General features: G+C 61.9%; 27 protein-coding genes. 17 read left to right on the top strand and 10 right to left on the bottom strand.

What is annotated here, in order from left to right; all coding sequences use genetic code 11:
• Positions 1-20: 20 nt before the first annotated feature.
• Positions 21-1,802 (bottom strand): proline--tRNA ligase, encoded by a 1,782-nt coding sequence (locus SynA1528_RS08970; protein WP_186586459.1) that lies wholly within the window; start codon positions 1,800-1,802, stop codon positions 21-23.
• A 146-nt stretch (positions 1,803-1,948) separates the two neighbouring features.
• On the opposite strand from SynA1528_RS08970, the gene SynA1528_RS08965 reads away from it, so the two are divergent.
• The 4 genes from SynA1528_RS08965 to SynA1528_RS08950 all read left to right on the top strand — a co-directional run bounded on the left by SynA1528_RS08965 (position 1,949) and on the right by SynA1528_RS08950 (position 3,993).
• Positions 1,949-2,413 carry a DUF8631 domain-containing protein gene (locus SynA1528_RS08965; protein ID WP_186588378.1) on the top strand — a complete coding sequence of 155 codons (465 nt, stop codon included), beginning with the start codon at positions 1,949-1,951 and terminating at the stop codon, positions 2,411-2,413.
• A 274-nt stretch (positions 2,414-2,687) separates the two neighbouring features.
• Positions 2,688-3,197 carry an inorganic diphosphatase gene (locus SynA1528_RS08960; RefSeq protein WP_186586458.1) on the top strand — a complete coding sequence of 170 codons (510 nt, stop codon included), beginning with the start codon at positions 2,688-2,690 and terminating at the stop codon, positions 3,195-3,197.
• A gap of 71 nt (positions 3,198-3,268) precedes the next feature.
• Positions 3,269-3,628: a 2Fe-2S iron-sulfur cluster-binding protein gene (locus SynA1528_RS08955; RefSeq protein WP_186586457.1), complete on the top strand. Its 360-nt coding sequence runs from the start codon at positions 3,269-3,271 to the stop codon at positions 3,626-3,628.
• An 11-nt stretch (positions 3,629-3,639) separates the two neighbouring features.
• Complete coding sequence (locus tag SynA1528_RS08950; RefSeq protein WP_186586456.1) at positions 3,640-3,993, top strand: arsenate reductase family protein; 354 nt, start codon at positions 3,640-3,642, stop codon at positions 3,991-3,993.
• Here the strand turns inward: SynA1528_RS08950 and SynA1528_RS08945 are convergent.
• A complete protein-coding gene (locus SynA1528_RS08945) occupies positions 3,956-5,461 on the bottom strand; it encodes a hypothetical protein (RefSeq protein WP_186586455.1) in 1,506 nt (501 codons plus the stop codon). The genes SynA1528_RS08950 and SynA1528_RS08945 overlap by 38 nt on opposite strands.
• 76 nt (positions 5,462-5,537) lie before the next feature.
• Between SynA1528_RS08945 and lepB the strand changes: the two genes are divergently transcribed.
• The gene (lepB, locus tag SynA1528_RS08940) at positions 5,538-6,215 is read left to right on the top strand and encodes a signal peptidase I (RefSeq protein ID WP_186586454.1); all 678 of its coding nucleotides are present in this window, start codon (positions 5,538-5,540) and stop codon (positions 6,213-6,215) included.
• On the opposite strand, the gene SynA1528_RS08935 is transcribed toward lepB, so the two are convergent.
• A complete protein-coding gene (locus tag SynA1528_RS08935; protein WP_186586453.1) occupies positions 6,205-7,464 on the bottom strand; it encodes an amidohydrolase family protein in 1,260 nt (419 codons plus the stop codon). The genes lepB and SynA1528_RS08935 overlap by 11 nt on opposite strands.
• Positions 7,465-7,467: 3 nt before the next feature.
• Positions 7,468-8,796, bottom strand: a complete 1,329-nt coding sequence (locus SynA1528_RS08930) for a histidine phosphatase family protein (protein WP_186586452.1) — start codon at positions 8,794-8,796, stop codon at positions 7,468-7,470.
• A gap of 76 nt (positions 8,797-8,872) precedes the next feature.
• Here SynA1528_RS08930 and SynA1528_RS08925 point away from each other — a divergent pair, with 76 nt between their 5' ends.
• From SynA1528_RS08925 to SynA1528_RS08900, 6 genes are read left to right on the top strand one after another with little or no spacing between them, the layout of a single operon-like run.
• Positions 8,873-10,141 (top strand): CPBP family intramembrane glutamic endopeptidase, encoded by a 1,269-nt coding sequence (locus SynA1528_RS08925; RefSeq protein WP_286187799.1) that lies wholly within the window; start codon positions 8,873-8,875, stop codon positions 10,139-10,141.
• Between the two features lie 54 nt (positions 10,142-10,195).
• Positions 10,196-10,636, top strand: a complete 441-nt coding sequence (locus SynA1528_RS08920) for a hypothetical protein (RefSeq protein WP_186586450.1) — start codon at positions 10,196-10,198, stop codon at positions 10,634-10,636.
• On the top strand, positions 10,636-12,435 hold the full coding sequence (locus tag SynA1528_RS08915) for a peptidoglycan D,D-transpeptidase FtsI family protein (protein WP_186586449.1): 1,800 nt from the start codon (positions 10,636-10,638) through the stop codon (positions 12,433-12,435). Before SynA1528_RS08920 ends, SynA1528_RS08915 begins: the two co-directional genes overlap by 1 nt.
• 49 nt (positions 12,436-12,484) lie before the next feature.
• The gene (locus SynA1528_RS08910) at positions 12,485-13,657 is read left to right on the top strand and encodes a transaldolase (protein WP_186586448.1); all 1,173 of its coding nucleotides are present in this window, start codon (positions 12,485-12,487) and stop codon (positions 13,655-13,657) included.
• A 24-nt stretch (positions 13,658-13,681) separates the two neighbouring features.
• Positions 13,682-14,065, top strand: coding sequence for a Crp/Fnr family transcriptional regulator (locus SynA1528_RS08905; protein WP_186586447.1), 384 nt, complete (start codon positions 13,682-13,684; stop codon positions 14,063-14,065).
• Positions 14,066-14,076: 11 nt separating this feature from the next.
• Positions 14,077-15,555, top strand: coding sequence for an FAD-binding domain-containing protein (locus tag SynA1528_RS08900; RefSeq protein ID WP_186586446.1), 1,479 nt, complete (start codon positions 14,077-14,079; stop codon positions 15,553-15,555).
• Here SynA1528_RS08900 and SynA1528_RS08895 read toward each other — a convergent pair.
• From SynA1528_RS08895 to pyrH, 3 genes are read right to left on the bottom strand one after another with little or no spacing between them, the layout of a single operon-like run.
• The gene (locus SynA1528_RS08895) at positions 15,552-16,697 is read right to left on the bottom strand and encodes an NAD(P)/FAD-dependent oxidoreductase (RefSeq protein ID WP_186586445.1); all 1,146 of its coding nucleotides are present in this window, start codon (positions 16,695-16,697) and stop codon (positions 15,552-15,554) included. The two genes, SynA1528_RS08900 and SynA1528_RS08895, sit on opposite strands and share 4 nt — an antisense overlap.
• The gene (gene frr / locus SynA1528_RS08890; RefSeq protein WP_186586444.1) at positions 16,694-17,242 is read right to left on the bottom strand and encodes a ribosome recycling factor; all 549 of its coding nucleotides are present in this window, start codon (positions 17,240-17,242) and stop codon (positions 16,694-16,696) included. Before frr ends, SynA1528_RS08895 begins: the two co-directional genes overlap by 4 nt.
• Before the next feature lie 28 nt (positions 17,243-17,270).
• Complete coding sequence (pyrH, locus tag SynA1528_RS08885) at positions 17,271-17,984, bottom strand: UMP kinase (protein ID WP_186586443.1); 714 nt, start codon at positions 17,982-17,984, stop codon at positions 17,271-17,273.
• Between the two features lie 83 nt (positions 17,985-18,067).
• On the opposite strand from pyrH, the gene SynA1528_RS08880 reads away from it, so the two are divergent.
• Positions 18,068-18,256 carry a hypothetical protein gene (locus tag SynA1528_RS08880; protein WP_186588377.1) on the top strand — a complete coding sequence of 63 codons (189 nt, stop codon included), beginning with the start codon at positions 18,068-18,070 and terminating at the stop codon, positions 18,254-18,256.
• Between the two features lie 3 nt (positions 18,257-18,259).
• On the opposite strand, the gene cobO is transcribed toward SynA1528_RS08880, so the two are convergent.
• From cobO to SynA1528_RS08865, 3 genes are read right to left on the bottom strand one after another with little or no spacing between them, the layout of a single operon-like run.
• A complete protein-coding gene (cobO, locus tag SynA1528_RS08875) occupies positions 18,260-18,925 on the bottom strand; it encodes a cob(I)yrinic acid a,c-diamide adenosyltransferase (RefSeq protein WP_186586442.1) in 666 nt (221 codons plus the stop codon).
• Positions 18,922-19,569 (bottom strand): class I SAM-dependent methyltransferase, encoded by a 648-nt coding sequence (locus SynA1528_RS08870; RefSeq protein WP_186586441.1) that lies wholly within the window; start codon positions 19,567-19,569, stop codon positions 18,922-18,924. The genes cobO and SynA1528_RS08870 overlap by 4 nt, the downstream gene beginning before the upstream one ends.
• On the bottom strand, positions 19,569-20,711 hold the full coding sequence (locus tag SynA1528_RS08865; protein ID WP_186588376.1) for a site-specific integrase: 1,143 nt from the start codon (positions 20,709-20,711) through the stop codon (positions 19,569-19,571). The genes SynA1528_RS08870 and SynA1528_RS08865 overlap by 1 nt, the downstream gene beginning before the upstream one ends.
• 72 nt (positions 20,712-20,783) lie before the next feature.
• Between SynA1528_RS08865 and hemH the strand changes: the two genes are divergently transcribed.
• From hemH to SynA1528_RS08840, 5 genes are read left to right on the top strand one after another with little or no spacing between them, the layout of a single operon-like run.
• On the top strand, positions 20,784-21,959 hold the full coding sequence (gene hemH / locus SynA1528_RS08860; protein WP_186588375.1) for a ferrochelatase: 1,176 nt from the start codon (positions 20,784-20,786) through the stop codon (positions 21,957-21,959).
• On the top strand, positions 21,928-22,458 hold the full coding sequence (locus SynA1528_RS08855; RefSeq protein ID WP_286187798.1) for a M23 family metallopeptidase: 531 nt from the start codon (positions 21,928-21,930) through the stop codon (positions 22,456-22,458). The genes hemH and SynA1528_RS08855 overlap by 32 nt, the downstream gene beginning before the upstream one ends.
• A gap of 28 nt (positions 22,459-22,486) precedes the next feature.
• The gene (gene ilvB / locus SynA1528_RS08850) at positions 22,487-24,340 is read left to right on the top strand and encodes a biosynthetic-type acetolactate synthase large subunit (protein ID WP_186586440.1); all 1,854 of its coding nucleotides are present in this window, start codon (positions 22,487-22,489) and stop codon (positions 24,338-24,340) included.
• Positions 24,322-24,690: a nuclease gene (locus SynA1528_RS08845; protein ID WP_286187797.1), complete on the top strand. Its 369-nt coding sequence runs from the start codon at positions 24,322-24,324 to the stop codon at positions 24,688-24,690. Before ilvB ends, SynA1528_RS08845 begins: the two co-directional genes overlap by 19 nt.
• A complete protein-coding gene (locus tag SynA1528_RS08840; RefSeq protein ID WP_186586439.1) occupies positions 24,691-24,912 on the top strand; it encodes a GIVxVP protein in 222 nt (73 codons plus the stop codon).
• Positions 24,913-24,943 lie beyond the last annotated feature (31 nt).

The raw sequence follows: 24,943 nt of genomic DNA, 5'->3' as shown, positions 1-24,943 counted from the left end.
GGGGAATATTGAGCGGGACTTTAGGGGCGCAGGGCCTTGATCAGTTCGTCGATCGCTTCGCCGTGGGGCAGTTTCCGCATCTCGCGGTTGGATCGTTGAACCAATTCCACGCTGCCCTCGGCGGCTTCACGGCCGATGACCACCCTCCAGGGGATGCCGATCAGATCGGCATCTTTGAACTTCACGCCGGCGCGTTCCTTACGATCATCCAGCAACACATCGATGCCCGCCTGCTGCAGTGTTGTGTAGACGGATTCACCGAGATCGGTCTGCCCCTGATCCTGGATATTGGCGATCACCACAATGGCTTCATAGGGAGCGATCGCAGCGGGCCAGCGGATACCGGCATCGTCGTGGTGCTGCTCCACGGCTGCCTGGGCGAGGCGTGACACACCGATGCCGTAGCAACCCATCCAGAACGGTTCATCACGGCCGTTCTCGTTGGTGAAGCAGCTGTCGAGGGCCTGGGAGTATTTGCGCCCCAGTTGAAAGATGTGGCCCACCTCGATGCCCCTCTTCTCCTGGAGCCGGGCGTCGGGGTTGTGAACGCAACGCTCACCCGCACGGGCCTTGCGCAGGTCTTTGTCCTCCGGGACACCACCGAGTTCATTCCAGCTGCAGTGGCTGCGGTGCTGGTCCATGACGTTGGCGCCGCAGTGGAACTGGTCCAACGCCGCCGCTGTGGTGTCCGTCAGGCGAAGAAAGGTCTTCGTCCAGCTCGAGGCAGCGCTCAGCACCGCATCGGCCAGATCCGGACCGATGTAACCGAAGGGAATGCCGGTGACCCCCTGACGTTGAAGATCGTCAGCGGTGATCGGGCGGCAGTCGAGGACGCCCTGTTCCAAGTGGCGACTCAACGCATTGACCAGCTTCACCTCATTCAGGTCCTGATCTCCCCGGAGGGACACCAGCACAGGTTGCTGTTGGCCATCCTCCAGAACGGCCAGCAGCAGCAGCACCTTCAGCAGCTGCCCCGGCTGCCAGCCCTGGGCGGAGCAGAGGGAGTCGATCGAGGTCTGCCCAGGGGTCTCGAGGCAGCTCAGTGAAGCCGGGCTCAGGGGAGTGACCTCGTCAGGGAGTGACACCGCTTTTTCCTGGTTGGCGGCGTAGGCACCGTCGTCGCTGATCAGAAGCAGATCCTCTCCGGCCTCCGCCGTAACCATGAATTCCTGCGAAGCGGCACCACCGATGGCGCCGCTGTCGGCATCCACCGGCACAGCTTTCAGGCCACAGCGCTCGAAAATACGTTTGTAGGCCCTGTCCATGACTGCGTAGGTCGCCTGCAGATCCGCTTCGTCGGCGTGAAAGGAATAGGCGTCTTTCATGATGAATTCACGCCCCCGCATCAGGCCAAAACGGGGGCGAATTTCATCCCGGAACTTGGTCTGAACCTGGTACAGGTTCACAGGGAGCTGTCGGTAGGAACGCAGCAGCTCGCCGGCAAGGCTGGTGATCACCTCTTCATGGGTGGGCCCCAGACCAAGCTCACGCCCCTGGCGATCCTCCAGGTGGAACATGATTCCTTCGCCGGCGGTATATCCCTGCCAACGCCCACTGCGTTGCCAGAGCTCCGAAGGATGCAGCTGAGGCAGGAGTGTTTCCAGTGCCCCGGCACGATTCATCTCTTCTCGGATGATCGTTGTGATGCGCTGCAGCACCTTCCACATCATCGGCAGATAGGCGTAGATCCCGGAGCCCACACGGCGGATGAAACCTCCACGCAGCAGCAGCTGGTGGGACTTGATTTCGGCTTCGGCTGGCACATCGCGCAGCGTCACCAGCATCAGGCGGGAGACGCGCATAGCCGTACTTTCAGATGGCCAGAGAAGCTATCACTGATCCTGGAATATGCCGATCATATAACTGTCTGACCCCTGCGAAAACCACTGTGCGACCTGAGTCTCAGCTGCTACCGTCCGCTCAGTCCAGGCTGTCCAAGGGTCGTCTCATGTTTCCTCGCTCGGTTGAATCTGTGTCTTCCCACGTTCAATCATCGGTGGAAATTGCCCTCGAACAGGCCGCGGCTTCCTCGGATGCCGAAGCCCTGGTTGGTATTGACGAAGTCCAGAAATCTCTGAATCGTTCGAGAGCTTCGGTTTATCGCTACACCAATACCGATCCACGCAATCTCAATCCCCCGTTCAATCCCAGGAAGCTGAATCCTGAATATCGCAGTGATCAAAAAGATCCGCTGCTGTTTCATCCCAATGAGGTGGCACGATTCGCCAAGGATGTGCTCCGTATTAAGGAGGTCACGGTTGAGGTCCTTAACTCACCGTCCACCGCTACCCAGCAGATGCTGGGTGCCATCCTCGATGAGTTGAAGGGGATCCGCTCCCACCTTGAGGGGCTGGACCGCCCGATGTCGGATCTCAAGGCTCATCGCGACCGGCAGGACAGGCCCGCTGCGTGAGGCCAGGATCAGTGACAGAATCGATCTGTTGTTTGTGAATGGAAGCGAGCGCGCCCGAGCGTGTTCCAGGCCATGGCTTCAGACCCAGCCCAGTCGTCTCAAAACGAAGCGTCGTCCCACGACGAGCAAGAAGAACCATTCAGTCCGGGTTCACCGTCCCTCGCTCTTGCCGGCCTGACGATCGCTCTTCTCAGCGTCACAGCTCCGATGCTTGCTGTGATCTCAGACCGTGGACCGCTGCCCTCGCGGCTGATACCAACTGCCCTCGATCGCAATGGATCTCAGCCGCCTGTCCCCCTCACCGTCTTCAGGCCTGATCAACCTTCTGGTGGAGATTCCCGCTGGAAGCCGCAATAAATACAGCTATTCCCACTCCTCTGGAGTCATGCGTCTGGATCGGGTTCTCCATTCCTCGATCCGTTACCCCTTCGACTACGGGATCGTTCCCAACACCCTGGCTCCTGACGGAGCTCCCTTGGACGCGATGGTGATCATGGCCGAGCCCACGTTCGCCGGCTGTTTGCTTCGTGCACGTCCCATTGGTCTGCTCGACCTCAGAGAAGACAACGTCGACGACGCGAAGCTGCTCTGCGTTCCTGAGGCAGACCCTGGTCAGCGGGACATCCACAGCATTCGTCAAATTGCGCCTTCTCAACTGGAGGAGGTTGCTGAGTTTTTCCGGACTTACCGAAGTTTTGAAGGGCGTTCCATTGCAGTCAGCGGCTGGAGAGATGCGGATGCCGTCCCTCCACTTCTCGACCAGTGCATCCGAGCGGCCAATTGATTCTCAGCCCACCGGCAGATCCATGGTCGGATGCTTGTAGGTTGGTGCGCACTTGAGATTCCGTACGACCCGTGCCCACCATCCGATTCGAGCAGGAAGGCCAGCAGGTTGGATGCATTGAAGGCGCGAACCTCCGCAAGGCGGCCCTCGATGCCGGGATCAACCCATACAACGGTGTCAACAACCTCAACAACTGCAGTGGCGTCGGCCAGTGCGGAACCTGCGTGATGGAAGTGGTGGAAGGACAGTCCAACCTCTCTCCCCGCAGCGATGTGGAAGAGATTTATCTGGCTGATCGTCCTGCCAGTTTCCGTCTCAGCTGCAGGACCACGGTGAACGGGGACGTAACCGTTCGCACACGTCCTGCAGAGGGTGTCGGCAAAGGTTCCAACAGCCTGATCGGCGCGATCAAATCTCTCTTCGGTCGCTGATCCCTGCAGGAATGCTTCAGGCCTACAGCTACAGCCGCTGCAGCACCTGCAGGAAAGCGCTGTCCTGGCTCAAGGAGAACGACATCGACCATGTCGTGATCGATATCACGGCTGATCCACCGTCTCGTTCTTTGCTCGCAGCAGCGATGGAACAGTTCGAAGGACGCCGACCCCTGTTCAATACCAGCGGTCAGAGTTACCGGGCCCTCGGGGCAGCAGTGGTCAAGGCGATGAGCGATGACGAAGCTCTCGATGCCTTGGCCGCAGACGGCCGTTTGATCAAGCGACCGTTTGTGGTGACATCAGAGGGGCAGGTGCTCGTCGGCTTCAAGCCTGAGGTCTGGCAGAACCAGTTGAAGGGCTGAAATTCAGTCCGTCGAGTTCGTTGATCAAGTCATCCACTCCCCCCTGGTCACGCAGCTGACGGAAGCTGGAGCGCTTGAGATCCTCCAGAAAAGATGCCAGCAGCGTCTGGCTTCGCTCCAGCACGGTTCCGTCATCCAACACCCTGGCCAGCTCTTCCCAGAACCGGTCCAGCGCGTCGGTGCCGAGTTGATTCAGGGTCTGATCACGCTGGCCCAGCCGGCTGCCGGTGGTTCTGGATAGATCCAGGAAAGAATCAACCACTCCGCTGGCCAGCTGCCGGCTGAGCTCGGATTCCGCTTTCACCAGACCCGGGAGCCGTTGAAGTGAGTCAGGTCTGATCCGGCTGCTCATGCTTTGTTGAAGCACATGGCTCAGCAGGGCCACGAGCTGAGGCCGCAGCGATGGCCCCACGCGGGTGAGCATCAAGGGCACCCACAGTCTCAACAGCTCCAGCAGTTCTCGCTGGTCGTTCTGGTCTGTGGTCTGGTAGGTGCAAAATCCGCGGATCCGATGCGGCAAGTGGGGTGATCGGATGATCTGCTGCAGGGCATCCACCACGCGAATGGTGATCACCTCAAACAGCTCCAGAGCGAGGATCGCCACAACGCCGCGACTGATGACAGCTCTAAGGGGCTCCAGCTGGATCAGTCCAGACACGGAACAACGTTCTGTTACCGGAACGATCCGCAGCAGTCGCCAGAAGGGAATCAGCAGAGGCAGGTCAATCCAGCGACGCAGCAAGGCATCCCGCCAGCGAATGGCGGGGTAACGACGTTTCAGCCGCAGAGCCCGCAGCAGGATGTCCAGAAGGAACAGCAGCTGAAACGGGGTGTCGATCCTCCAGCTGAGATCGGTGAGCTGGCCGCTGTCGTCAAGGCTTCGCCAGTAGTTGATCTCCACCAGCGGCAGGATCTGCCTCGTCCAGAACTGTCGTTCCTGGCTCCAGTCGAGCCCACTGATGTGAGCTGGATTCAGCAGCAGAATCGTCGATTGGCGGGCGGATTCCAAGCCTGCATGGGCTCGCAGCCGACTCTTGATTTTCTCCAGTGCGCCCGTGTTGCCGGAACTCTGAAAGGGATTGGTCTCCAACATCCGCAACGTGAGCAGGCGTTGACGCTCCAGGAGCTGTTGCACGTCTGCTGTGGACGGAACGTCGCTGCTGAGGGCTTGATCCAGCTGTTGAAACTGTTCGAGATACCGCTGGGTGTCGCGGTGCGGTTCGATGCCTTTGATCCGGTCATAGACCGGGGTGATGTTGGGCAGCCAAGGCAGTGGAACCACCAGCGGCAGCGTGGGCAGCGGGTAGAGATTTCGTTGCAGCCAGAAGTTCCTAAGGGGGATATAGGAGACATCGAAGATCACCCAGGCCAGGTTCATGGCGGCCAGCAGGGCGATGACCTGGTCCCATCGGCGCCAGGAGCTCCAACGGGGAGAGCGGGACAGTCCTTGCCAACGGGGACGGATCATCGACCGATCAAGGACCTCAGGAGAAGAGGCTCAGCATGCCCTCTATCGTGAGCCAGATTTCCCCGGAAAGGGCCCGTTGGCAAGCGATCGTTCAAAGAGAAAAGAGGGAAATCAACATCCCTTCTGGGATTTCTGGGGACCAATTGTCTTCATGTTTGCCCTGTATCTGGGCATTCGTCAGTACCTCGTTGAAGCCCGGTACATCCCATCCGGATCAATGCTGCCTGGTCTTCAGATCCAGGACCGGCTGCTGGTGGAGAAGCTCACCTACCGATCCCGCTCCCCGGAGCGCGGTGAGATCGTTGTTTTCAACTCCCCCTATGCCTTTGACCCGGCATTGAAGACGCCAGTGCGCCCCTCTGCAGTGCGCTGTGCCCTGGTCAATCTGCCGTTGCTTGGGCTGATCCCTGGACTCGGGAACCCCGCCTGCGACGCTTACATCAAGCGAGTGATCGCCATTGGAGGTGATCGCGTTGAGGTCAGCCCCAGTGGTTCGGTCACCCTCAATGCAGAGGTCCTTGATGAGCCTTATGTGGGTCAGGCCTGCCTGGTCAATCAACAGGGAATGAGTCCTTGCCGGACCCTGAACGTCACCGTTCCAAAGGGGTCGGTGCTCGTGTTGGGTGACAACCGCCGTAACAGCTGGGATGGACGTTTCTGGCCAGGGGGTGCCTTTCTGCCGGAGCGGGAGATCATCGGCCGGGCCGTGTTCCGCTTCTGGCCCTTCAACCGTTTTGGTGTCCTCAACGACTGAGGCCGCAGGCCACCACGCGTCCCTGCATGGTCTGGCCCAGCCAGGGGAGGTTGGCGGCTGCCGGGGCGGCTGGATCATCACGACGCACAGTCCAGCTGATCTCGGGGTCGAACAACAGCCAACGACGGCTGCCGAGCCGCAGCGACTCCGCCGGTTGATCCAGAAAAGCGGATGGACCGAAACTGAGCAGCTTCCAGAGGGATTCGATAGAGAGGCCTTCCTGATCCACCAGGGCAGACCAGAGGGCCGGCAGCACGAGGTGATGCCCGCTCAGGCCCGGAGGGCGTTGATCTGCCGGGAGAAGCATGTCTTCCTCGTCCAGAGGGACGGCATGAACCGCAACTGCCTGAATGAGGCCGGATTGCAGGGCCGAACGCAGGCTCAGTCGGTCTGAGGCTCCGCCCAGGGACGGACGCACGCGGCAGCCTGGATCCGTGCTGGAGAGGATGCTGCCATCGACCAGAAGATGCCACCAACACACACTGGCCTTGAGCTGGTGGTCGGCTTGGCCGAGAAGGTCCACAGCGGCAGCTGTGGAGAGGTTCATCAACCGCAGCTGCCGCTCCGGATGACGTTGCTGCAGGGCCAGCAGCTGTTGCACGGGCTGCAGTTCACTGATCAGTGGATCGGGGACCCAGCCCGCCCGTAAAGCCTCGACTCCCTCCCGGGCTACTCCATCCCCCTGGAGGACTGGATCCCTGGGGGCGATCAGCACGGGGCAGGATCCCATTTCGCCGAGCAGCAGACCCCGCTCCAGCAGAGGCAAGGGGACAACGGCATCGTCATCGGCCAGGCCGATCGCACCGTGTTCCAGCAGATCGCCGTGGGGAGCCAGCTCCTCTCCCCGTCCTCCCTTGCTGAAGCTTCCCCAGAGGGGGAGGTGAACGGAGGATGGATCAGCGTTCTGCAGGCCGATCAGGCGCTCCGGCAGGTCCCGCCAGCTTTTCCCTCGCGGCAGCAGTGCCACCTGGCCATATCCCCCGGCGGCAGCGCAACGACGCAGGCTTCGGATGGTTTCCGTTGGCCCGCTGATCGGTGAGGGCAGAACCGTGTGGGGGTCCACCAGGCACGGAGCCAGCAGCTGCTGTTGGGCTGCGGTTGCTTGAACGCCGAGCCGTGCTGCTGCTGTGCGGGCCTCGTCATCGAATCCGCTGATGACTCCTGATTCGATCAGGGCAGCACCCTGCTGTAGCTCCGTACCGGGGCCATGCAAGATCCGCACCGGATCCAGCAGCAGGGTGTCGTGCATGGGTCAGAGGGCGCCCGCGGCGGTCCGATCGATCACACTTCCGAAGTGGGACGTGAGGTTGAGGCAGGTCACCACCGCAGGCTGGCTCGGATCCGGGTTGATGTCGACCACGGTGACCCCGCCGTTGCCTTGTTTCACCGCCCAGATGTCTGCAGGTGTCAGGCCGAGCAGATCGCAGAGGATGGTCTTGTTGACGGCGTCGTGGGCCACCACAAGGGCGGTCTCCTCGGGTTTCAGCCCTTTGGCGATCTCCTGCCAGCTGGTCACGGAGCGGGCCCAGACGTCCTGAATCGTCTCGCCCTCTGGCATCTGCACGGTTTCGGGAGCACGCTTCCATGTGTCGAGCAGGTCGGACCAACCGTCTCGGATCTCGGATTCGAACTTGCCCTCCCACAGTCCGTGGCCGATCTCCACCAGGCCGTCGATCTGGACGAGAGGCACCTCGGAATGGGCTTCGAGGATGATCTGGGCGGTTTCGGTCGGTCTGGAGAGGGTGCTGCTCCAGGCTCGATCGATGGTGACATCGCGGAGGAAGTCGCGCGCCGCTGCCGCCTGGCTGCGGCCATTGTCATTCAGGGGGATGTCGATCTGTCCTTGAAAACGGCCGGCCTTGTTCCAGTCCGTTTCGCCGTGGCGCACCAGGATCAGCCGGGCAGCCTTCCCTCTGTCGGGCAGCGGCTGCAGATGGGTGGTGCTGTTGAGACACTCGATCTGCACCTGCGGCTGATCGACTCCGGGCCTCAGGTTGAAGATCGACAGCGAGGTGTTGTCGACCCTGAGCCGTCGGAAGCCGTGCTCTGGTTCACCGAGCAGGGTGAGCATCAGACAGCGGAGAATGGCGTTGTGGGCCACCACCAGCACCGTGCTGTCCTGGTCAACGGGGTGACGTTCGATCAGGCCATTCACGAAGGTGCGGGCCTGATCCATGAGCTCCACCAGCGGGCGATAGCTGCTGCCATCCCGCCGCTGCAGTTCCAGCTCTAGGGGCTGGCGTTTCCAGGTGGCGAAATCAACGGGGTGGCGTTCGGTGAGTTCATCGATGCTCATCCCCGACCAGGGCTCGAGGTCCACTTCCAGCAGACCGTCATCGAACAACGGTGCGGGTGCCGAGCCGCCGCGACCCTCCAGCAGGGAGGCTGTGGTTGAAGCTGCCCGTTGCAGCCGGGAGCTGTAGATCGCGTCGAAGGACACCTCAGCTAGGCTGGCGCCGAGGCGACGGGCCTGATCATGTCCCTCCTCGCTCAAGTTGGAGAGGTCGTCACGCCCCTGGATGCGACGTTCCTTGTTGAAGCTGCTCAGACCGTGGCGGACCAGGAGTATGCGGAGGGTCACCGTTCGGCGTCAAGGCGCGGTCATCGTATGGGGCAAGCCCTTCAGAGGGACAATCGGGTGTAGTCGAGCCCACCTGGTGTCCCCCAGCTCCCATCGCCAGGCCCCAGTTCCGTCTTGGAAAGTTCTGCTCGGGGCTCTGTCCCTGCTGGTGGCTGCCTTGATCTGGATGTCGGGTCTGGTGAACAGCCTGTCCCGGCCGTCCGTGGCACCGAGCCTCAATCTTCAGCAGCAGGAAGTTCAGCTGCTGGCCGAACCGGCTTTGCCGGACGCCTTGGCTTCCGTCCTGCTGGGGGGTGAGGACCCGCGAACCACATTGTTGGGCTCTTTGGAGCCCATCCCCGCCGCCGATCGTTCCTGGCGTCAGGCACAACTCCTGATGCTGCTGAAGGGTGAGTTGACGTCGGAATCAACGATCGCGGTGGCGGGCGATCCGCTGCTGGAGCAACTGCTCTGCGAAGCCCGAGGTGGAGTCCGCGACGACTGCATCAATCTGGCCGTGGCGCGAGGGGCTGCCCTGCGTCTGGCGGTCAGTGCAACTCTCCCCCTGGTCACGACTGTCATGGGAACGGCCCTGTTGCTGGTGCAGGGCTGGCGGATATGGCGTGGCCGTCGTGAGAGCTGGCCGGATTTGATGGGTCCCAATCTCACCCTGCTGGACATGGCCCTGCTGGTGGCTGGTGGGTTTGTTGTGATCAGTGCGGTCGGCGTTCCGCTGCTGGTCGTGCCCCTGGTTACCCGGTTGACCGCTGCCTTGGACAGTCCACGCAGGGAAGCGGTGGGCGTGGTCATCAACTACAGCGCGATGGCCTTGCCCAGTCTTCTGATCCTGCGTCGTCAGCTGGCGAGCCTGCCCGAGGAAACGGTGCCATACGGGGGATGGTTGCAATGGCGGTGGCAGCCGCTGCCGGGAGCTTGTCTCACCGCGCTTGTGGGATGGTTCAAGGTCACCCCGATCGTCGTCTTCACCGGCTGGTTGCTGGTGCGGCTTTTTGGCGATCCAGGGGGCAGCAATCCACTGTTGGAAATGGTGCTGGAGAGTCGTGATCCGCTGGCGCTCTCCCTGCTGGCGTTGACGGCGGTGGTGCTCGCTCCCCTGTTCGAGGAGGTGATCTTCCGCGGCACGCTGCTGCCGGTGCTGGCCCGTCGGACCGGACGGGGAACAGGTGTGGTGCTCAGCGGCCTGTTGTTCGGTATGGCACACATCAGCATCGGCGAGCTGGCCCCGCTCACCGTGCTGGGAATCGGACTCGCCCTGGTGCGTTGTGCCAGCGGCCGATTGTTCCCTTGCGTGTTGATGCACTCCCTCTGGAATGCGGTCACCTTTGTGAACCTGCTTCTGCTGTGAGCCTTGCAGCGGCCAGGTGCGAGTGGTTCACTGGCACATTCGCCTGCATCTCCGGTGGTCGCCGCTCCGGATCAGCGTTCTTCGACAGCGGCTCTGGAGTTGATCCAGGGCTCGCTGTCCGCTGGACGGATCGCCCGACGCTCTCCACTGATCGGAGGCCTGCATCGCCTGGCTGATGGCAGCCTTCTCGGGGTGTTTGCCGCACTGGCCGTCCTGGCGGGTCTGACCCTGCACTGGCAGCACCGGTGGACCGTGGCTTTCCAGCGTCTGGATGCCACAAGGGTGCTGGCCCATCGCCTGACGGAATCCACTGCTGTGTTGGAGCAGCATCTGCTCAGAGGCACGGATCGATCCGACGACCTGGTGCCCACCAAGGTGGTCAACCTGGTTCATCTCGAGCAGCCAGACCCCATGTCCGCTGTGGTTTCACCACGACCCGAGCTGATGCAGCCCCTGGAGGCACTGACGCAACCTCGCATTCGTCCGGGCTACTGATGACCCGGAGTGCATCTTCACCGTCGCGGAAACGACCGCGCACCCGTGTCGTCCCCCTCGCCAAGGTCCCAACCAGGAGACTTTGGATCGTTTTTCTGATCCTCTGCACCGGCCTCGTTGGTCTGGTCGGTCGGATGGCTTGGTTGCAATTGGTCCAGACCGATGCGTTGGAGTCCAGAGCGCGCCGTCTCCAGACGCAGACCAGTGCAACGTTGGGGCAACGCCGTCCGATCGTCGATCGCACCGGTCGTTTGGTGGCAATGGATGAGGTCCGCTTTCGCCTATGGGCCCATCCGCGTTATTTCAACCTGCCAGGTGATGCCCCTGATCTGGTCCGGCCTCCAGAGGATGTGGTTGAGCTGCTGGCGACACCTTTGGCTCAACCGGCACCGCAGTTGCTCGAAGAGCTGGGGCAACGACGCTCCGGAGTCAAGCTGGCGGAGGGACTTGATCCGGAGACCGCTGAACGGATCCGCTCTCTGGGGATTAGTGGTCTGGATCTGGAGGCCTATCCCCAGCGCGTTTATCCCCAGGGGGATCTGTTCGCCAACGTCGTCGGGTTTCTCAACGACGAGCGGGTTCCTCAGGCTGGCCTTGAGCAGAGCAGGAACGGTGAACTGCTGAGGCATGAACAGTCCCGACGTCTCCGGCGCGGAGCGGACGGAACACCACTTCCTGATGATCTGTCTCCAGGGGCGTTCTACGGGGATGACCTGCGCCTGCAGCTCACCCTCGATGCCCGGCTGCAGGAGCTCGCCGTCAAAGCCCTGGCGGCCCAGGTGGGCAAGTGGAAGGCCAAGAAGGGAGCCGCCATCGTCATGGACGCCACCAATGGCGAACTGCTGGTGCTGGCGTCAACGCCGACCTATGACCCCAATCGCTACTGGCGCTTTTCACCGGCTCGGTTCCGGGAGTGGTCCGTCCAGGATCTCTACGAGCCCGGGTCCACCTTCAAGCCGATCAATCTGGCCCTGGCGCTCCAGGAGAAAGCAATCAGTCCCACGGACCGTGTGAACGACGTCGGTCAGCTCACCATCGGCGGGTGGCCGATCAACAACCACGACAAGGAGGCCCATGGTCTGGTGGATTTCGCCACGGTCCTCCAGGTGTCCAGCAATGTCGGAATGGTGCAGGCGATGCGGCGCCTCGATAACAACACCTACTGGGACTGGATGAATCGTCTCGGAATTGATCGTCGTCCGGACACGGATCTTCCTGGGGCTGTGGCGGGTCAGCTCAAGACGAAAGAGCAGTTCATCACCCACCCGATTGAGCCGGCCACCACCGCCTTCGGTCAGGGGTTCTCGCTCACGCCGTTGAAATTGGTTCAGCTGCATGGGGTATTGGCCAATGGCGGCCGTCTGGTGAGTCCCCACATCACCCGAGGGTTTCGCTCCGGCGATGCACTCGCGCCAGCCGCTGAACCCGGCGGGACACCCCTGTTGACGCCTGAGGTGACCCGCACGGTGATGGTCTGGATGGAATCCGTGGTGGAGAAGGGCAGCGGCAAAGGTGTGAAGACACCCGGCTATCGCATTGGTGGCAAAACCGGGACGGCCCAGAAAGCACTCAATGGGATTTATCTGCCTGGAGCCAAGATCTGCAGTTTTGTGGCGACGCTGCCTGTTGAAGATCCCCGCTATGTGGTTCTGGTGGTGGTCGACGAGCCCCAGGGAGCCCATGCCTATGGATCCACGGTGGCCGTTCCGGTGGCCAAGCAGATCATCGACGCCTTGCTGATCGTGGAGAAAATCACCCCTTCAAAACCTGCAGAATTGAACAAGGCGATGACGAGCTGACGGCTGTGAAATCGCAGCTACGTTTGCGATAACAGGTCCCGTTCCCACCATGGCAACCCTGCTCGATCAGCTTTCCGCAATGACCGTCGTGGTGGCGGACACCGGTGATCTTGAGGCAATCCGTAAGTTCACCCCCCGCGACGCGACGACCAATCCCTCACTGATCCTGGCCGCTGCACAAATTCCTGCATATCAGAGTCTGATAGATGAAGCGCTGCGCTCCTCACGCAAGCTCATCGGCAGTGAGGCTCACGTTGAGGACGTGGTGCATGAAGCCCTGGACGAAATCAGTGTGATCTTCGGTAAGGAAATTCTCAAGATCGTTCCCCGCCGGGTGTCCACTGAAGTTGATGCACGCCTGAGCTTTGATACCGACGCCACGATCGAGAAGGGGCGCAAGTTGATTCGCCTTTACAACGATGCTGGCATCAGCAACGACCGCGTGCTGATCAAGATCGCGTCCACCTGGGAAGGAATCAAGGCGGCCGAGGTGCTGGAGAAAGAAGGGATTCACTGCAACCTCACACTGCTGTTCGGTTTCGGTCAGGCCGTGGCCTGCGCTGAAGCGGGGGTGACCCTGATCTCTCCCTTTGTCGGGCGCATCCTGGATTGGTACAAGGCCGACACGGGTCGTGATTCCTATCCCGGTCCTGAAGACCCCGGTGTGATCTCGGTGACTCGGATCTTCAATTACTACAAGACCTACGGCTACAAAACCGAGGTGATGGGTGCCAGTTTCCGCAACCTGGATGAGATCACGGAACTGGCGGGCTGCGATCTGCTGACCATCTCCCCCAAGCTGTTGGATCAGCTGCGCGAGAGCGAAGCAGCCTTAAGCCAGAAGTTGGATGCGACCAATCCCATCGGTGGTGAAGAACAAATCCATGTGGATCGCGAACGCTTCGACGCGATGATGGCGGAAGACCGTATGGCGACAGACAAGCTCGGCGAGGGCATCAAAGGCTTCAGCAAAGCGATTGAAACCCTTGAGCATCAGTTGGCTCATCGTCTCGCTGAACTGGAAGGTGGTGAAGCCTTCCGTCACGCCGTTCAGGAGATCTTCATGCTCAACGACATGAACGGCGACGGATCCATCACCCGCGATGAGTGGCTCGGTAGCGATGCCGTGTTTGACGCCCTTGATCTCGACCACGACGGGCGCCTGACCCCTGAGGAGGTGCGTAAGGGATTCGGTGCGGCGTTGACCCTGACCACGGCCTGATCCTTCACCAGTCGTCTTAAGCCGATGCATGCCCTTGACACCATGCGCGCCCTTGCCAGCAAGAGCGAGGTGTTGTCTCTGAACAGCGGTGACGTTCTGTTCAAAACCGGTGATGTCGGTTCGACGATGTATGGCATTGTCGAAGGATCCGTCCGTCTGTCCTGGACTGATAGTGCAGGCAACCAGGGACATGAAGACATTCCTGTGGGGCACGTGTTCGGGGCCGGGGCGCTGGTGATGGGTGATCACGAGCGTCTTGGCACTGCAACGGCAGTGGAGGATTGTCGTTTGATTGAAATGACGCGGGAGAAATTTCTGTTTGCGGTGCAGGAAGCCCCGATGTTCGCGATCGAATTGCTGGCCTCCATCGATGAACGCCTTCGCGACATCAAAATGGGTGTGAACTGACCCCCCCCCCTTTGTCGTCCCTGCAGGTCGTCTGGTTCAAGCGCGATCTGCGGGTTGACGATCACCGGCCTCTGCTGGAGGCATCTGAGCGTGGCGCTGTGCTTCCGCTGTACGTGGTGGAACCCGAGCTCTGGCAGCAACCCGATGCCTCCGAACGGCAGTGGTTGTTCTGTCGGGAGTCGTTGCTGGAGCTTCGTCAGACCCTCGCGGATCTGGGCCAACCGTTGGTGGTGAGGATCGGCGATGTGGTGCAGGTGCTCGAGCGGGCCCGACGCCAGTTCGGCATCGCTGGGTTGTGGAGCCATGAGGAAACCGGCAACGGCTGGACCTATCAGCGCGACAAACGTGTGGGGGCCTGGGCTCGTCAGCACGGCATCGTCTGGACGGAAATCCCTCAGTTCGGGGTGACACGCCGGATGCGCAGCCGTAATGGCTGGGCCAAGCGCTGGGAGGTTCAGATGACAGAGCCCATCGCACCAGCGCCTGCTGGTTTTCATCTTTTGGAGGGCATGGATCCTGGCGTGATCCCCGAGCGGCCCTGTGCAGAGTTGTCTTTGGATCGCTGTCCGGAGCGGCAGACGGGTGGACGGTCGAGCGGTCTGGGGGTTTTGAGCGATTTTCTGCAACGCCGGGCCCCGCGCTATCAACGCGCCATGTCGAGTCCGAACACCGCCTTCAGCGGGTGCTCCCGGCTTTCGGCTTATCTGAGCTGGGGCTGTCTGTCGATGCGGGAGGTGCTGCAGACCAGCCGCCGCCACAGCGGACGCGGCGTCAGCAGTTTTGAATCGCGTCTCCACTGGCATTGTCACTTCATTCAGAAGCTGGAGGATCAGCCGGCGATTGAATTCAACGATTTCCACCCCTTCATGCGCGGCATTCGCGATGCGAATAGCGAGCGTTTAGCGGCATGGTGCGAAGGGCGCACCGGCGTCCCATTCGTGGACGCCTGCATGCGCGCCCTGCGTGCCCATGGCTGGATCAATTTCCGCATGCGGGCGATGTTGATGTCCTTCGCTAGTTACAACCTCTGGCTGCCCTGGCGGGACAGTGGCCTGCATCTGGCGCGCCAGTTTGTCGATTACGAACCTGGGATTCACTGGAGTCAGTGCCAGATGCAGTCGGGCAGCACCTCGATCAACACGATTCGGATTTATAACCCGATCAAACAGGGCATGGACCACGACCCTCAAGGGGTGTTCATTCGCCAGTGGTGCCCTGAACTCAAGCAGGTGCCGACGGTTCACATCCATGAGCCCTGGATGCTCGGCGGGGGCGGGCCAACCCCGATCGTTGATGTGACCGCCTCGATGCAAGAGGCCAAAGATCGCATCTGGGCGATTCGTCGATCGACAGGTTTCGATCGCCATGCCGATGCGATTCAACGCAGGCATGGCTCCCGCAAGGCGGGGTTGAAGCCCACGACAGCACGCCGACGACGAAAGCCACAGCAGCCCGACAACGACAGTCTGCAGCTCAGCCTTGAACTTTAGTTGCGTTGAAGCAACAACCGGCGAATCACCCGTTGGGCAATGTCGCCGTATCCCATCTCGCCGGAGAGGATCTGGGCAATCCTGCGCGGTGCCGTTGGTCGCTTGATCCCGAGTTGATACCCCACCCCAGGGAACCGATAAAACACCTGGGCGATGCGCCGGCCCCAGGCCATGGATTCGCCCCAGCGCTCGCGCATGCTTTGGGTGTAACCGCGCAGATCACGGCTCTCACCCTTGAGCCAGCGGTCGAGATGCAGAGCGGCTTCACAGCCACTCATCAGAGCCGGGCGCAACCCTTCCGCCAGAAACGGATCACACAGGGATGCCGCATCGCCCACCACCACGATGCCGTTGACATCCAGCCGGTGATGGCCATTCCACACCCGCAGTTGGCCGCGCTGACGGATGCCGGCATCGGCAGCGAAGCCCAGATCCGGCAGCAGTTCTGCCAACACCTGTTCCGGGTCGGCGTCCTGTTTGCCGATGAAGCTGCCCACGCCGATGTTGACCCCGCCGGCCAGAGGGAAGGCCCAGGCGAAGCCCAGTTTCACAAGACCGAATTCAAAGCGGGCGGTGCCATCGCTGAGTTTGCCTTGACCCTTGAGTCGCACCGACATGGTGGTGGCCGTCTGAGGCTGCTTCGCTCCAAGGCCCAGCCGTTGGGGCCATGGCGACTGGGAGCCGTCAGCGATCACGACGCTCCGGCCGCGCCATTGACGCTGATCCGTCGACGTCACCGTCCAGACGTCACCTTGGCGGGTGACATCATCCACGTCGACCCCATTGATCCGCTCTACACCGGCCTGAATCGCCTGCTCACTGAGCAACTGATCCAGCAGCTCACGCCGCACAATCCAGAACGGAGCCGCTCCCGGCAGCTCAGCGATCACCGGGTCGTTCAAACACCAGCTGAAGTCCACCTGGCGGATCACCTGCTCCACCGCCGGCTCGAGCGAAAAAGGGAACCACTGCTGAACGGAGGCGGCCATGCCACCGCCGCAGGGCTTGATGCGCAGCTCCGTGTCGCGTTCCAGCACGACCACGTCGTGTCCAGCAGCCGCCAAGTGGAAAGCTGCTGCACCACCAGCAGCCCCGGATCCGACAATCAGCGCGTCGTGGATCCGATCAGAACCGATGCTCACACCTTGAGGATGTCGGCTTCCTTGTCGGCGAGATTCTTCTCGAGCTCGGCGATGAATTTGTCGAGAGTCTTCTGCACCCCGTCCTGTTCATCCCGACTTTGATCTTCGGACAAGTCACCGTCTTTTTCCTGCTTCTTGATCTTGTCGATGGCATCACGACGCAGGTTGCGCAGGGCCACTTTTCCCTCTTCAGCGTATTTCGAGGCCAGCTTGCAGAACTCCTTGCGGCGTTCCTCGGTGAGGGGCGGCACGTTGATCCGGATGATTTTGCCGTCGTTGTTGGGGGTGAAGCCCAGTTCACTCATGGCAATGGCCTTTTCGATCGATGCCAAAGCACTGATGTCAAAGGGCTGAATCTGGATGGTCTGTGAATCTGGCGTCGACAGGGTGGCCAGGGACTTCAGCGGTGTCTCCGCGCCGTAGTACTCCACGCTGATGCGATCGAGCAGGGAGGAGTTGGCCCGTCCGGTGCGGATGGTGTTGAAGTTGCGCTGGGTGGCCTCCACCGACTTGCGCATGCTGGCTTCGAGGTCCTTGATCGACATTGGGTTCTCTGGAAGGAGTCGTGCGTGGTCAGGCGGGATTGCCGATGCGGGATCCGATCGGCTCTCCTGATACGGCTCTGCCGATGTTGCCAGGTTCAAACAGATTGAAGACCACGATCGGAATGTTGTTGTCTTTGCACAACGCGATGGCGGTGCTGTCCATCACAGCCAGTTCGCCGCTCAGCACATCCTGATAGGTGAGATGGGCGTGCTTCACGGCATCGGCATGCTTGGCCGGATCTTTGTCGTAGACGCCGTCCACCTTGGTGGCTTTGAACACCACATCAGCGTTGATTTCCGCAGCACGGAGGGCGGCGGTGGTGTCGGTGGTGAAGAAGGGGTTGCCACACCCTGCCCCGAACACCACCACCCGCCCTTTTTCCAGGTGCCGCATCGCCTTGCGGCGGATGTAAGGCTCAGCCACTTCCTGCATGGCGATAGCCGTCTGCACCCGGGTGGGGACCCCGGCACGCTCCAATCCGTCTTGAAGGGTGATGGCATTCATCACCGTGGCCAACATGCCCACGTAGTCCGCCGTGGCCCGCTCCATTCCGGCGGCAGATCCCTTGAGACCTCGGAAGATGTTGCCGCCACCGACCACGATGGCCAGCTGGGTGCCATCGGCCACCACCTTGGCGACGTCGGAAGCGATGGAATTCACGATGGCGGGGTCGATTCCGTACCCCTGCGTTCCCATCAGGGCTTCGCCGCTGAGCTTCAGCAGCACACGGGAATAGGTCATCCGGTTCCCAGATCCAAATGACAGTAGCAAGCACTGGTCAGATCACCTGCGTTTCGTTTGGATGGGTGAACCGTTCCGATCGGATGCCCGAGACCGACAGCAGCCACAGCGGTGTGATGGCAAGGCTGACCCTGTCGGCTTTGGAACGGGCCAGCCGTGATCCAGCCTGCTGGAGGGATCCTGTGGTCCATCGGGCTCTTCTGGTGAGTGGTCTCTCGGTGTTGACGGAAGCCACCAAGCGCCTCAACGAGGATCTGGAGTCGGCGGCCTGATCGTCAGTATTCGATTCCAGCCTGGGCCTTGACGCCCTGTTCGCGGAATGGGTGGTGCACGAGGGTCATCTCGGTGACGAGATCAGCTCGCTCCACGAGGGCCGGGGGTGCCCCTCGACCTGTCACAGCGACATGGGTGAGCTCCGGGCGTTCATCGAGTCCGGCAATCACCGTTTCGGTGCTGATGTAACCGAGCTTCAGCGCCACATTCAGTTCATCGAGCAGCACCAGTCTCACGGCAGCATCGCCCAGATAACCGAGGGCGGTCTGCCAGGCGGCTTCCACCAGTTGCTGGTCCCGTTCCCGGTCCTGGGTCTCCCAGGTGAATCCCTCTCCAAGGGCATGCCAGCTCACCTGATCCCTGAAGGCTTTGAGGGCGCGTGCTTCTCCGGGTTCCCACCCCCCCTTGATGAACTGCACAATCGCGACCCGCTCGCCATGGCCAAGGGTGCGAAGCACCAGGCCCAGCCCAGCAGTGGTCTTGCCCTTGCCCTGGCCGGTGAACACAAGGACCAGACCTTTTTCCTTGTTGCGTTCCTCCACCCGTTGCTTCTGCACTTGCTGGCGCCGCTCCATCCGCTTGCGATAACCGGCATCGTCCGGTTCGGGGGCGAGCTTGCCTCCCATGCCCAGTTCGGCGGCGGACTGATCGAGATCGCTTGTGCTCATGGGGTCGCGCTGGTTCGGGGACGGGTTGCGGTGATTCGCTGCAGAGCCTGGCCCGCCAGCAGGTCTTGATTCACCGCAGTGAATCCAATCCGCTCAAGCTGGGAGGGGAGGTCGTCCTCCAGCATGGCCGTGGCCGTGTCCGTTTCAAACAGGGCGCAGAACAGCCGTTGCGGCAGACGAAGCCAGGGTCCAGCCGGGTGCAGGTCCACAAGCACCAACGAGCCACCGGGCTGCAGCAATCGCAGACAGCTCGTCAGCACCGCTTCCCGGTCCGTTCGGGGGAATTCATGCAGCGCCACGCTCATTTGGATGGCCGCGAAGCTGGCCTCTTTCAAAGGTGGGTCCTCTGCCAACCCCTCCACCCGCTCCATCGCTGGATACCGCTGAGCTGCAAGGGCCAGGGCACGGGGCGAGATGTCAAGGCCCGTCACACGGAAGCCGGCCTCAAGCCAGGGGGCAGCTGCCTCGCCGCTGCCGCAGCAGAGGTCCAGCACGGTCGCTTCGGGTTTTAAATGGGGGCGTAAGGCTTCCAACCCAAGCCCCCGCAGTCGGTCCACGCCGCCCACACTCAACGACGAGACGGCGGTCACCAGGTCGTAGATCCAGCGATGGCGATAGGCCAGTGGCCGTAGAAAGGAACTCATCAGGCCTGCTGACGCGCCAACGCCGCGTCCACCGCCTGCTGTTGATCACGACGCGTGATCCAGTGGTGATACGTCCGCGTGTGGATGGCCACGGAATGCCCCATCATCCTGGCGGCCACCGTATCGGGAAGTCCGATGTGGATGGTGCGCACAGCCCAGGCATGGCGCAGGTCATAGGGCGTTATGGGCAAGTCGTAGCGGCGGAACTGTTCGCTCACCCGTCGTCCGACCTGCTGCAGCGTGGTGCGGCGTAGATCGGTCTGGATCCGGGGCAGCGCACCCTGACTGCCCCCGAGGGTGGAGAGGCTGAAGCGGTCCACCCACTCCGGCTGAAACGGCCACACCTGGTGTTCTCCTGTTTTGGTGGTGGGCAGCACCCGGATCACCCGGTCACCCTGATCGGCCAAAGCACTGAGATCGCAGTAGAAAATCTCGTGATTCCGTAATCCATAGGTGGCCATCAAGCCGTAGGCCAGTCGCCAGCGAGGGTTCGGGATCTTCAGCACTGCTTCGAGGATCTGTGCATCCGTGGGCAGCTGCCGGAAGCGGGCTCGATGCAGGCCGTAGCCGCCGGCTTCCTCCCGCCAGTCCTCCGGCAAGGCAACACCGACGTGGCGAGCCAGGGCCGTCAGGGCCGTCGAACATTGCTGGCGACTGCGACTTCCCTCCTCGTAACTGCGCAAGGTTTGAAGCAGCAAGGCAGCGTTGAGGGGGGCCTCGCCGCTGAAGCGGCTCAGCCGTCTGAGATAGGGCAGATAGGCCCCACTCCAGGTGGTGCGGCTACCGGCGGCGGCGCGGCGGCGGCGTGGGTCCTTGAAAAAGGCTTCCTCAAACGTGCGGATCGCTGCGTCGGCTCCAGGTCCGGTGGGTCGGCGCTGGGGGATCTGCCAGTCCTCCCAGTTGAATCGGTCGCGATCCAGCTGACGCTGAACCTGGTCCAGGGTCTCCTTGGCCTCCTGCAGGCCAGCGGCATCGGCCTGAAGCCCGAGACTGATCCGCTGCACCTTGAATGTGGACGGGGCATCCCGCAGCGGCAGGGGGCCTCTGAGGTTGAGGGTCTGGCCCCGTTGCTCAATGCGCAAGCGCGTCCCCTGGACCGCCAGCTGTGTGTTGAGGAGGTTCAGGCTGTTGCGAAGGTCCATGACTGTGGCTTCGGCGCCCACCATGACGTTGACGCGGGTTACGCTCAACCCCCTGATTTCATGATTGTTGGCATGTCCCGCGTCGGCGTCGTCCTGCTGAATCTGGGGGGACCCGAACGCATTCAGGATGTCGGCCCATTTCTCTACAACCTGTTTGCTGATCCGGAGATCATCCGGTTGCCCAGCCCAGCGCTGCAGAAACCTCTGGCCTGGTTGATCAGCACGCTGCGCAGCGGCAAATCCCAGGAGGCCTACCGCTCGATCGGTGGAGGTTCACCGCTGCGCAGGATCACCGAGCAGCAGGCACGGGAACTGCAGAGTTTGCTGCGTCAGCGGGGACTCGACGCCACCACCTACGTCGCGATGCGGTACTGGCATCCCTTCACGGAATCCGCCGTGGCGGACATGAAGGCGGATGGCATGGATGAGGTGGTGGTGCTGCCTCTTTATCCCCACTTCTCCATCAGCACCAGCGGATCCAGCTTCCGGGAACTGCAGCGGCTGCGTCAGGGAGACGCTGCCTTCGAGCAGCTGCCGATTCGCTGCATCCGAAGCTGGTTCGATCACTCCGGCTACATCAAGGCGATGGCTGAGCTGATTGCGGAAGAAGTGCGCAACAGCGATGACCCGGAAAAGGCCCATGTCTTTTTCAGTGCCCACGGCGTCCCCAAGAGTTATGTGGAGGAAGCCGGAGACCCCTATCAGCAGCAGATCGAGGCCTGCACGGACCTGATCATGAAATCTCTGGCGGAGCACATGGGCCACGCCAACCCCCACACCCTGGCTTACCAGAGCCGAGTGGGTCCGGTGGAGTGGCTGAAGCCCTACACCGAGGAGGCGCTCGAGCAGCTGGGAGAGGCCAAGACGAACGATCTGGTGGTGGTGCCGATCAGCTTCGTCAGCGAGCACATCGAGACGCTTGAGGAAATCGACATCGAATACCGGGAGCTGGCGACCGAAGCCGGGGTGGTCAATTTCCGCCGGGTGCGAGCCCTCGATACCTATCCCCCCTTCATTGAGGGTCTGGCGGATCTGGTGACCAGCAGTCTGGAGGGGCCTGAGGTGAGCCTCGATGCAGCTGCGGAACTGCCCACCAAGGTGAAGCTGTATCCCCAGGAGAAATGGGAATGGGGTTGGAACAACAGTTCCGAGGTCTGGAACGGACGCCTGGCCATGCTCGGTTTTTCCGCTTTCCTGTTGGAGCTGATCAGTGGCCATGGCCCGCTGCATGCTCTCGGCCTGCTCTGAGTCGCTGCTCGGGGCTCTCGTCACCTTTGGGCTCGTTTCAAGCGTTTTGCCGGCTCAGGCGGATGTCCGCTGGAGCGCCGGGGTGTTTCCCATTGCTGTGTTCGACGGGTACACCAGTCATTTCGGTCTTCGCCGCGGCGGGGATGGTCAATTGAGACCCCATACCGGTCTTGATATCGCAGCACCGTTGGGGTCCCCTGTGCTCAGTTGGTGGTCCGGCCGGGTCGTGGACACCATCCATGACGCGTCATGCGGCATCGGCGTTGTGGTGGCCTCCGGTGGTTACGAGCACATCTACTGCCATCTGCAGCAGCAGCGGATGCGCTCAGGCCAGGCTGTTCAGGCGGGGCAGGTGATATGGCAGGTGGGTATGACCGGGCGCACCAGCGGCCCGCACCTGCACTGGGGAATTCAATACGAGGGGAAATGGCTCGATCCGGCGCTGATTCTCAGGGCCATGATCCGAAGCCACCGAGCCAGAGGAGCTGCAGGCCCTTAACCTTGAGGGTCATTCCTGACCAGTTGCCGTGACCCTTACTTCCGCATCAACGGTTGTCGGTGGACTGGATTCCGATACGCCTCAGACCATCAGCGGCGCGGAAGCCCTGATGGATGCGTTGCGGCGACATGGGGTGGACACGATCTTCGGTTACCCGGGCGGGGCGATCCTGCCGATATATGACGCCCTGCACATCGCTGAGAGCGAAGGCTGGGTGAAGCACATCCTGGTGCGCCACGAGCAGGCGGGAACCCATGCCGCTGATGCCTACGCACGGGCCACCGGCAAGGTGGGTGTCTGTTTCGGAACCTCTGGTCCAGGGGCCACCAACCTGGTGACGGGCATCGCCACGGCCCAGATGGATTCCGTGCCGATGGTGGTGATCACCGGGCAGGTCCCCCGCCCGGCCATCGGGACCGACGCCTTTCAGGAAACCGATATTTTCGGCATCACCCTGCCGATCGTGAAGCACTCCTGGGTGGTGCGTGACCCGGCTGACCTCGGGTCGATCGTGGCTCAGGCGTTCCTGATCGCCGCCAGCGGACGCCCCGGTCCGGTGCTGATCGACATTCCCAAGGATGTGGGGCAGGAACACTTCAATTACGTGCCGGTGGAGCCCGGTTCCGTTATCCCAGGCGGTTTCCATCGGCCTGAGCCCCCGCTGGATACGGCCGTGGCGGCGGCGCTCGATCTGATCGAGCAGGCCCAACGTCCGCTGCTGTACGTCGGTGGTGGCGCGATCTCAGCCGGCGCCCACGACAGTCTCCGCTTGTTGGCCGAGCGCTATCAGCTGCCGGTCACGACCACCCTGATGGGCAAAGGTGCTTTTGATGAGAACGATTCACTTTCTGTGGGCATGCTGGGCATGCACGGCACCGCCTACGCCAACTTCGCCGTCACCGAGTGCGACCTGTTGATCGCTGTGGGGGCCCGGTTTGATGACCGTGTCACCGGAAAACTGGACACCTTCGCGCCCCGGGCCCGGGTGGTGCACTTCGAGATCGATCCGGCGGAGATCGGCAAGAACCGCCGGGCTGATGTGGCCGTCCTGGGCGATCTCGGGCTGAGCCTGGCGCGGATGGTGGAGATCAGTCTCCAGCGCACGGCGGAACCCCGCACAGCGGCCTGGCTGGAGCGCATCAACACCTGGAAGGAGCGTTATCCCCTCACGATTCCTCCGACGGAAGGGGCGATCTACCCCCAGGAAGTGCTTCTGGCGGTGAGGGATCTGGCCCCCGACGCGATCGTCACCACAGATGTCGGTCAGCATCAAATGTGGGCCGCCCAGTACCTGCGCAACGGTCCCAGGGGCTGGATCAGCAGTGCCGGCCTGGGGACCATGGGTTTTGGGATGCCGGCCGCGATGGGGGCCCAGGTGGCCATGCCGGACCGTCAGGTGGTTTGCATCGCCGGCGATGCTAGCATCCTAATGAACATCCAGGAGCTCGGAACCCTGGCGGCCTACGGGTTGCCCGTGAAGGTGGTGATCGTGAACAACCACTGGCAGGGCATGGTGCGTCAGTGGCAGGAAAGCTTTTATGAGGAGCGCTACTCCTCTTCCGACATGCTGAACGGCATGCCCGATTTCATTGCCCTGGCCCGTTCCTTCGGTGTGGATGGCGTCAAGATCACCGAGCGTGAGGCCCTGCACCGCGATCTCGCAGCAGCGTTGCAATCACCGACTCCGATGATGATCGACGTGCATGTGAGGCGCGGAGAGAACTGTTACCCGATGGTTCCCCCAGGCAAGAGCAATGCCCAGATGGTGGGACTCCCCTCCCATCCCGAGCTGGCGATGGGCACGACGCGAACCTGTGGCTCCTGTGGCGCCACCACCGCCCATGAACATCGCTTCTGCCCCCAGTGCGGAGCGTCTCTGTGATCCTGCGTTTGCTGAGTTGCCTGTTGGTTGGGCTGCTTGCTGCTTCACCGGCAGCGGCAGCTGAGGTGCTGCAGGTGCGTACCGCATCTCTTCTGCAGGTGGGTGACGGGAATCGCTATTACACGGTCCAGCTGGCCTGCATCGACGTCGAGCCTGATGCGGAGTCCTCTGCCGTCGACTGGTTGAAGGAGCAACTCCCCCGTCGGAGGCGAGTCAATCTGCGCCCGGTGGGACGCAGCGAAGGCCAGTTGCTGGCCAGGGTCACGCCCATTGGCGATGAGCTGGATCTCAGTGCCGGCTTAGTGGGTGCGGGCCTGGCGAAAGACACCTGCCCAACGGAGCCGGTCTGAATGGCAGACAACCGCATTGCCCGTGGCATCGTTCTGGTGCCCTGTCTCCTGCTCGGCGGCGCATTCCTGGCAACGGCGGCCTGGGGGCAGGGCGCTGCTGCCGATAACCGCGGCCTGGCCATCGCCATCGGTGCAGCACTGCTGGGGGCCGGACTGCTGTCCCAGGTTCCATCGTCCGACGATCCGGTGACAAAACCGGACGACGACAACCGTTCTCACTAGCTTCACTTGGTGGGGTTGGCGTTCCCGTTTC

Origin of the sequence: Synechococcus sp. A15-28 (genome assembly GCF_014280175.1) — a bacterium.
Classification (GTDB): Bacteria; Cyanobacteriota; Cyanobacteriia; order PCC-6307; family Cyanobiaceae; genus Parasynechococcus.
Note: the sequence above shows the minus strand (reverse complement) of the source record. Positions and strands in the feature narration are given on the sequence as shown.

Coding starts and splice junctions, on each gene's coding strand:
- SynA1528_RS08945 (WP_186586455.1), bottom strand. CDS start 5,461: ATGATCCGTCCCCGTTGGCAAGGACTGTCCCGCTCTCCCCGTTGGAGC.
- SynA1528_RS08950 (WP_186586456.1), top strand. CDS start 3,640: ATGCTTCAGGCCTACAGCTACAGCCGCTGCAGCACCTGCAGGAAAGCG.
- hemH (WP_186588375.1), top strand. CDS start 20,784: ATGTCCCGCGTCGGCGTCGTCCTGCTGAATCTGGGGGGACCCGAACGC.
- SynA1528_RS08840 (WP_186586439.1), top strand. CDS start 24,691: ATGGCAGACAACCGCATTGCCCGTGGCATCGTTCTGGTGCCCTGTCTC.
- SynA1528_RS08935 (WP_186586453.1), bottom strand. CDS start 7,464: ATGCACGACACCCTGCTGCTGGATCCGGTGCGGATCTTGCATGGCCCC.
- SynA1528_RS08970 (WP_186586459.1), bottom strand. CDS start 1,802: ATGCGCGTCTCCCGCCTGATGCTGGTGACGCTGCGCGATGTGCCAGCC.
- pyrH (WP_186586443.1), bottom strand. CDS start 17,984: ATGACCTATTCCCGTGTGCTGCTGAAGCTCAGCGGCGAAGCCCTGATG.
- SynA1528_RS08865 (WP_186588376.1), bottom strand. CDS start 20,711: ATGGACCTTCGCAACAGCCTGAACCTCCTCAACACACAGCTGGCGGTC.
- SynA1528_RS08870 (WP_186586441.1), bottom strand. CDS start 19,569: ATGAGTTCCTTTCTACGGCCACTGGCCTATCGCCATCGCTGGATCTAC.
- SynA1528_RS08905 (WP_186586447.1), top strand. CDS start 13,682: ATGCATGCCCTTGACACCATGCGCGCCCTTGCCAGCAAGAGCGAGGTG.
- SynA1528_RS08960 (WP_186586458.1), top strand. CDS start 2,688: ATGGATCTCAGCCGCCTGTCCCCCTCACCGTCTTCAGGCCTGATCAAC.
- SynA1528_RS08915 (WP_186586449.1), top strand. CDS start 10,636: ATGACCCGGAGTGCATCTTCACCGTCGCGGAAACGACCGCGCACCCGT.
- cobO (WP_186586442.1), bottom strand. CDS start 18,925: ATGAGCACAAGCGATCTCGATCAGTCCGCCGCCGAACTGGGCATGGGA.
- SynA1528_RS08855 (WP_286187798.1), top strand. CDS start 21,928: ATGGCCCGCTGCATGCTCTCGGCCTGCTCTGAGTCGCTGCTCGGGGCT.
- SynA1528_RS08965 (WP_186588378.1), top strand. CDS start 1,949: ATGTTTCCTCGCTCGGTTGAATCTGTGTCTTCCCACGTTCAATCATCG.
- SynA1528_RS08910 (WP_186586448.1), top strand. CDS start 12,485: ATGGCAACCCTGCTCGATCAGCTTTCCGCAATGACCGTCGTGGTGGCG.
- SynA1528_RS08880 (WP_186588377.1), top strand. CDS start 18,068: ATGCCCGAGACCGACAGCAGCCACAGCGGTGTGATGGCAAGGCTGACC.
- frr (WP_186586444.1), bottom strand. CDS start 17,242: ATGTCGATCAAGGACCTCGAAGCCAGCATGCGCAAGTCGGTGGAGGCC.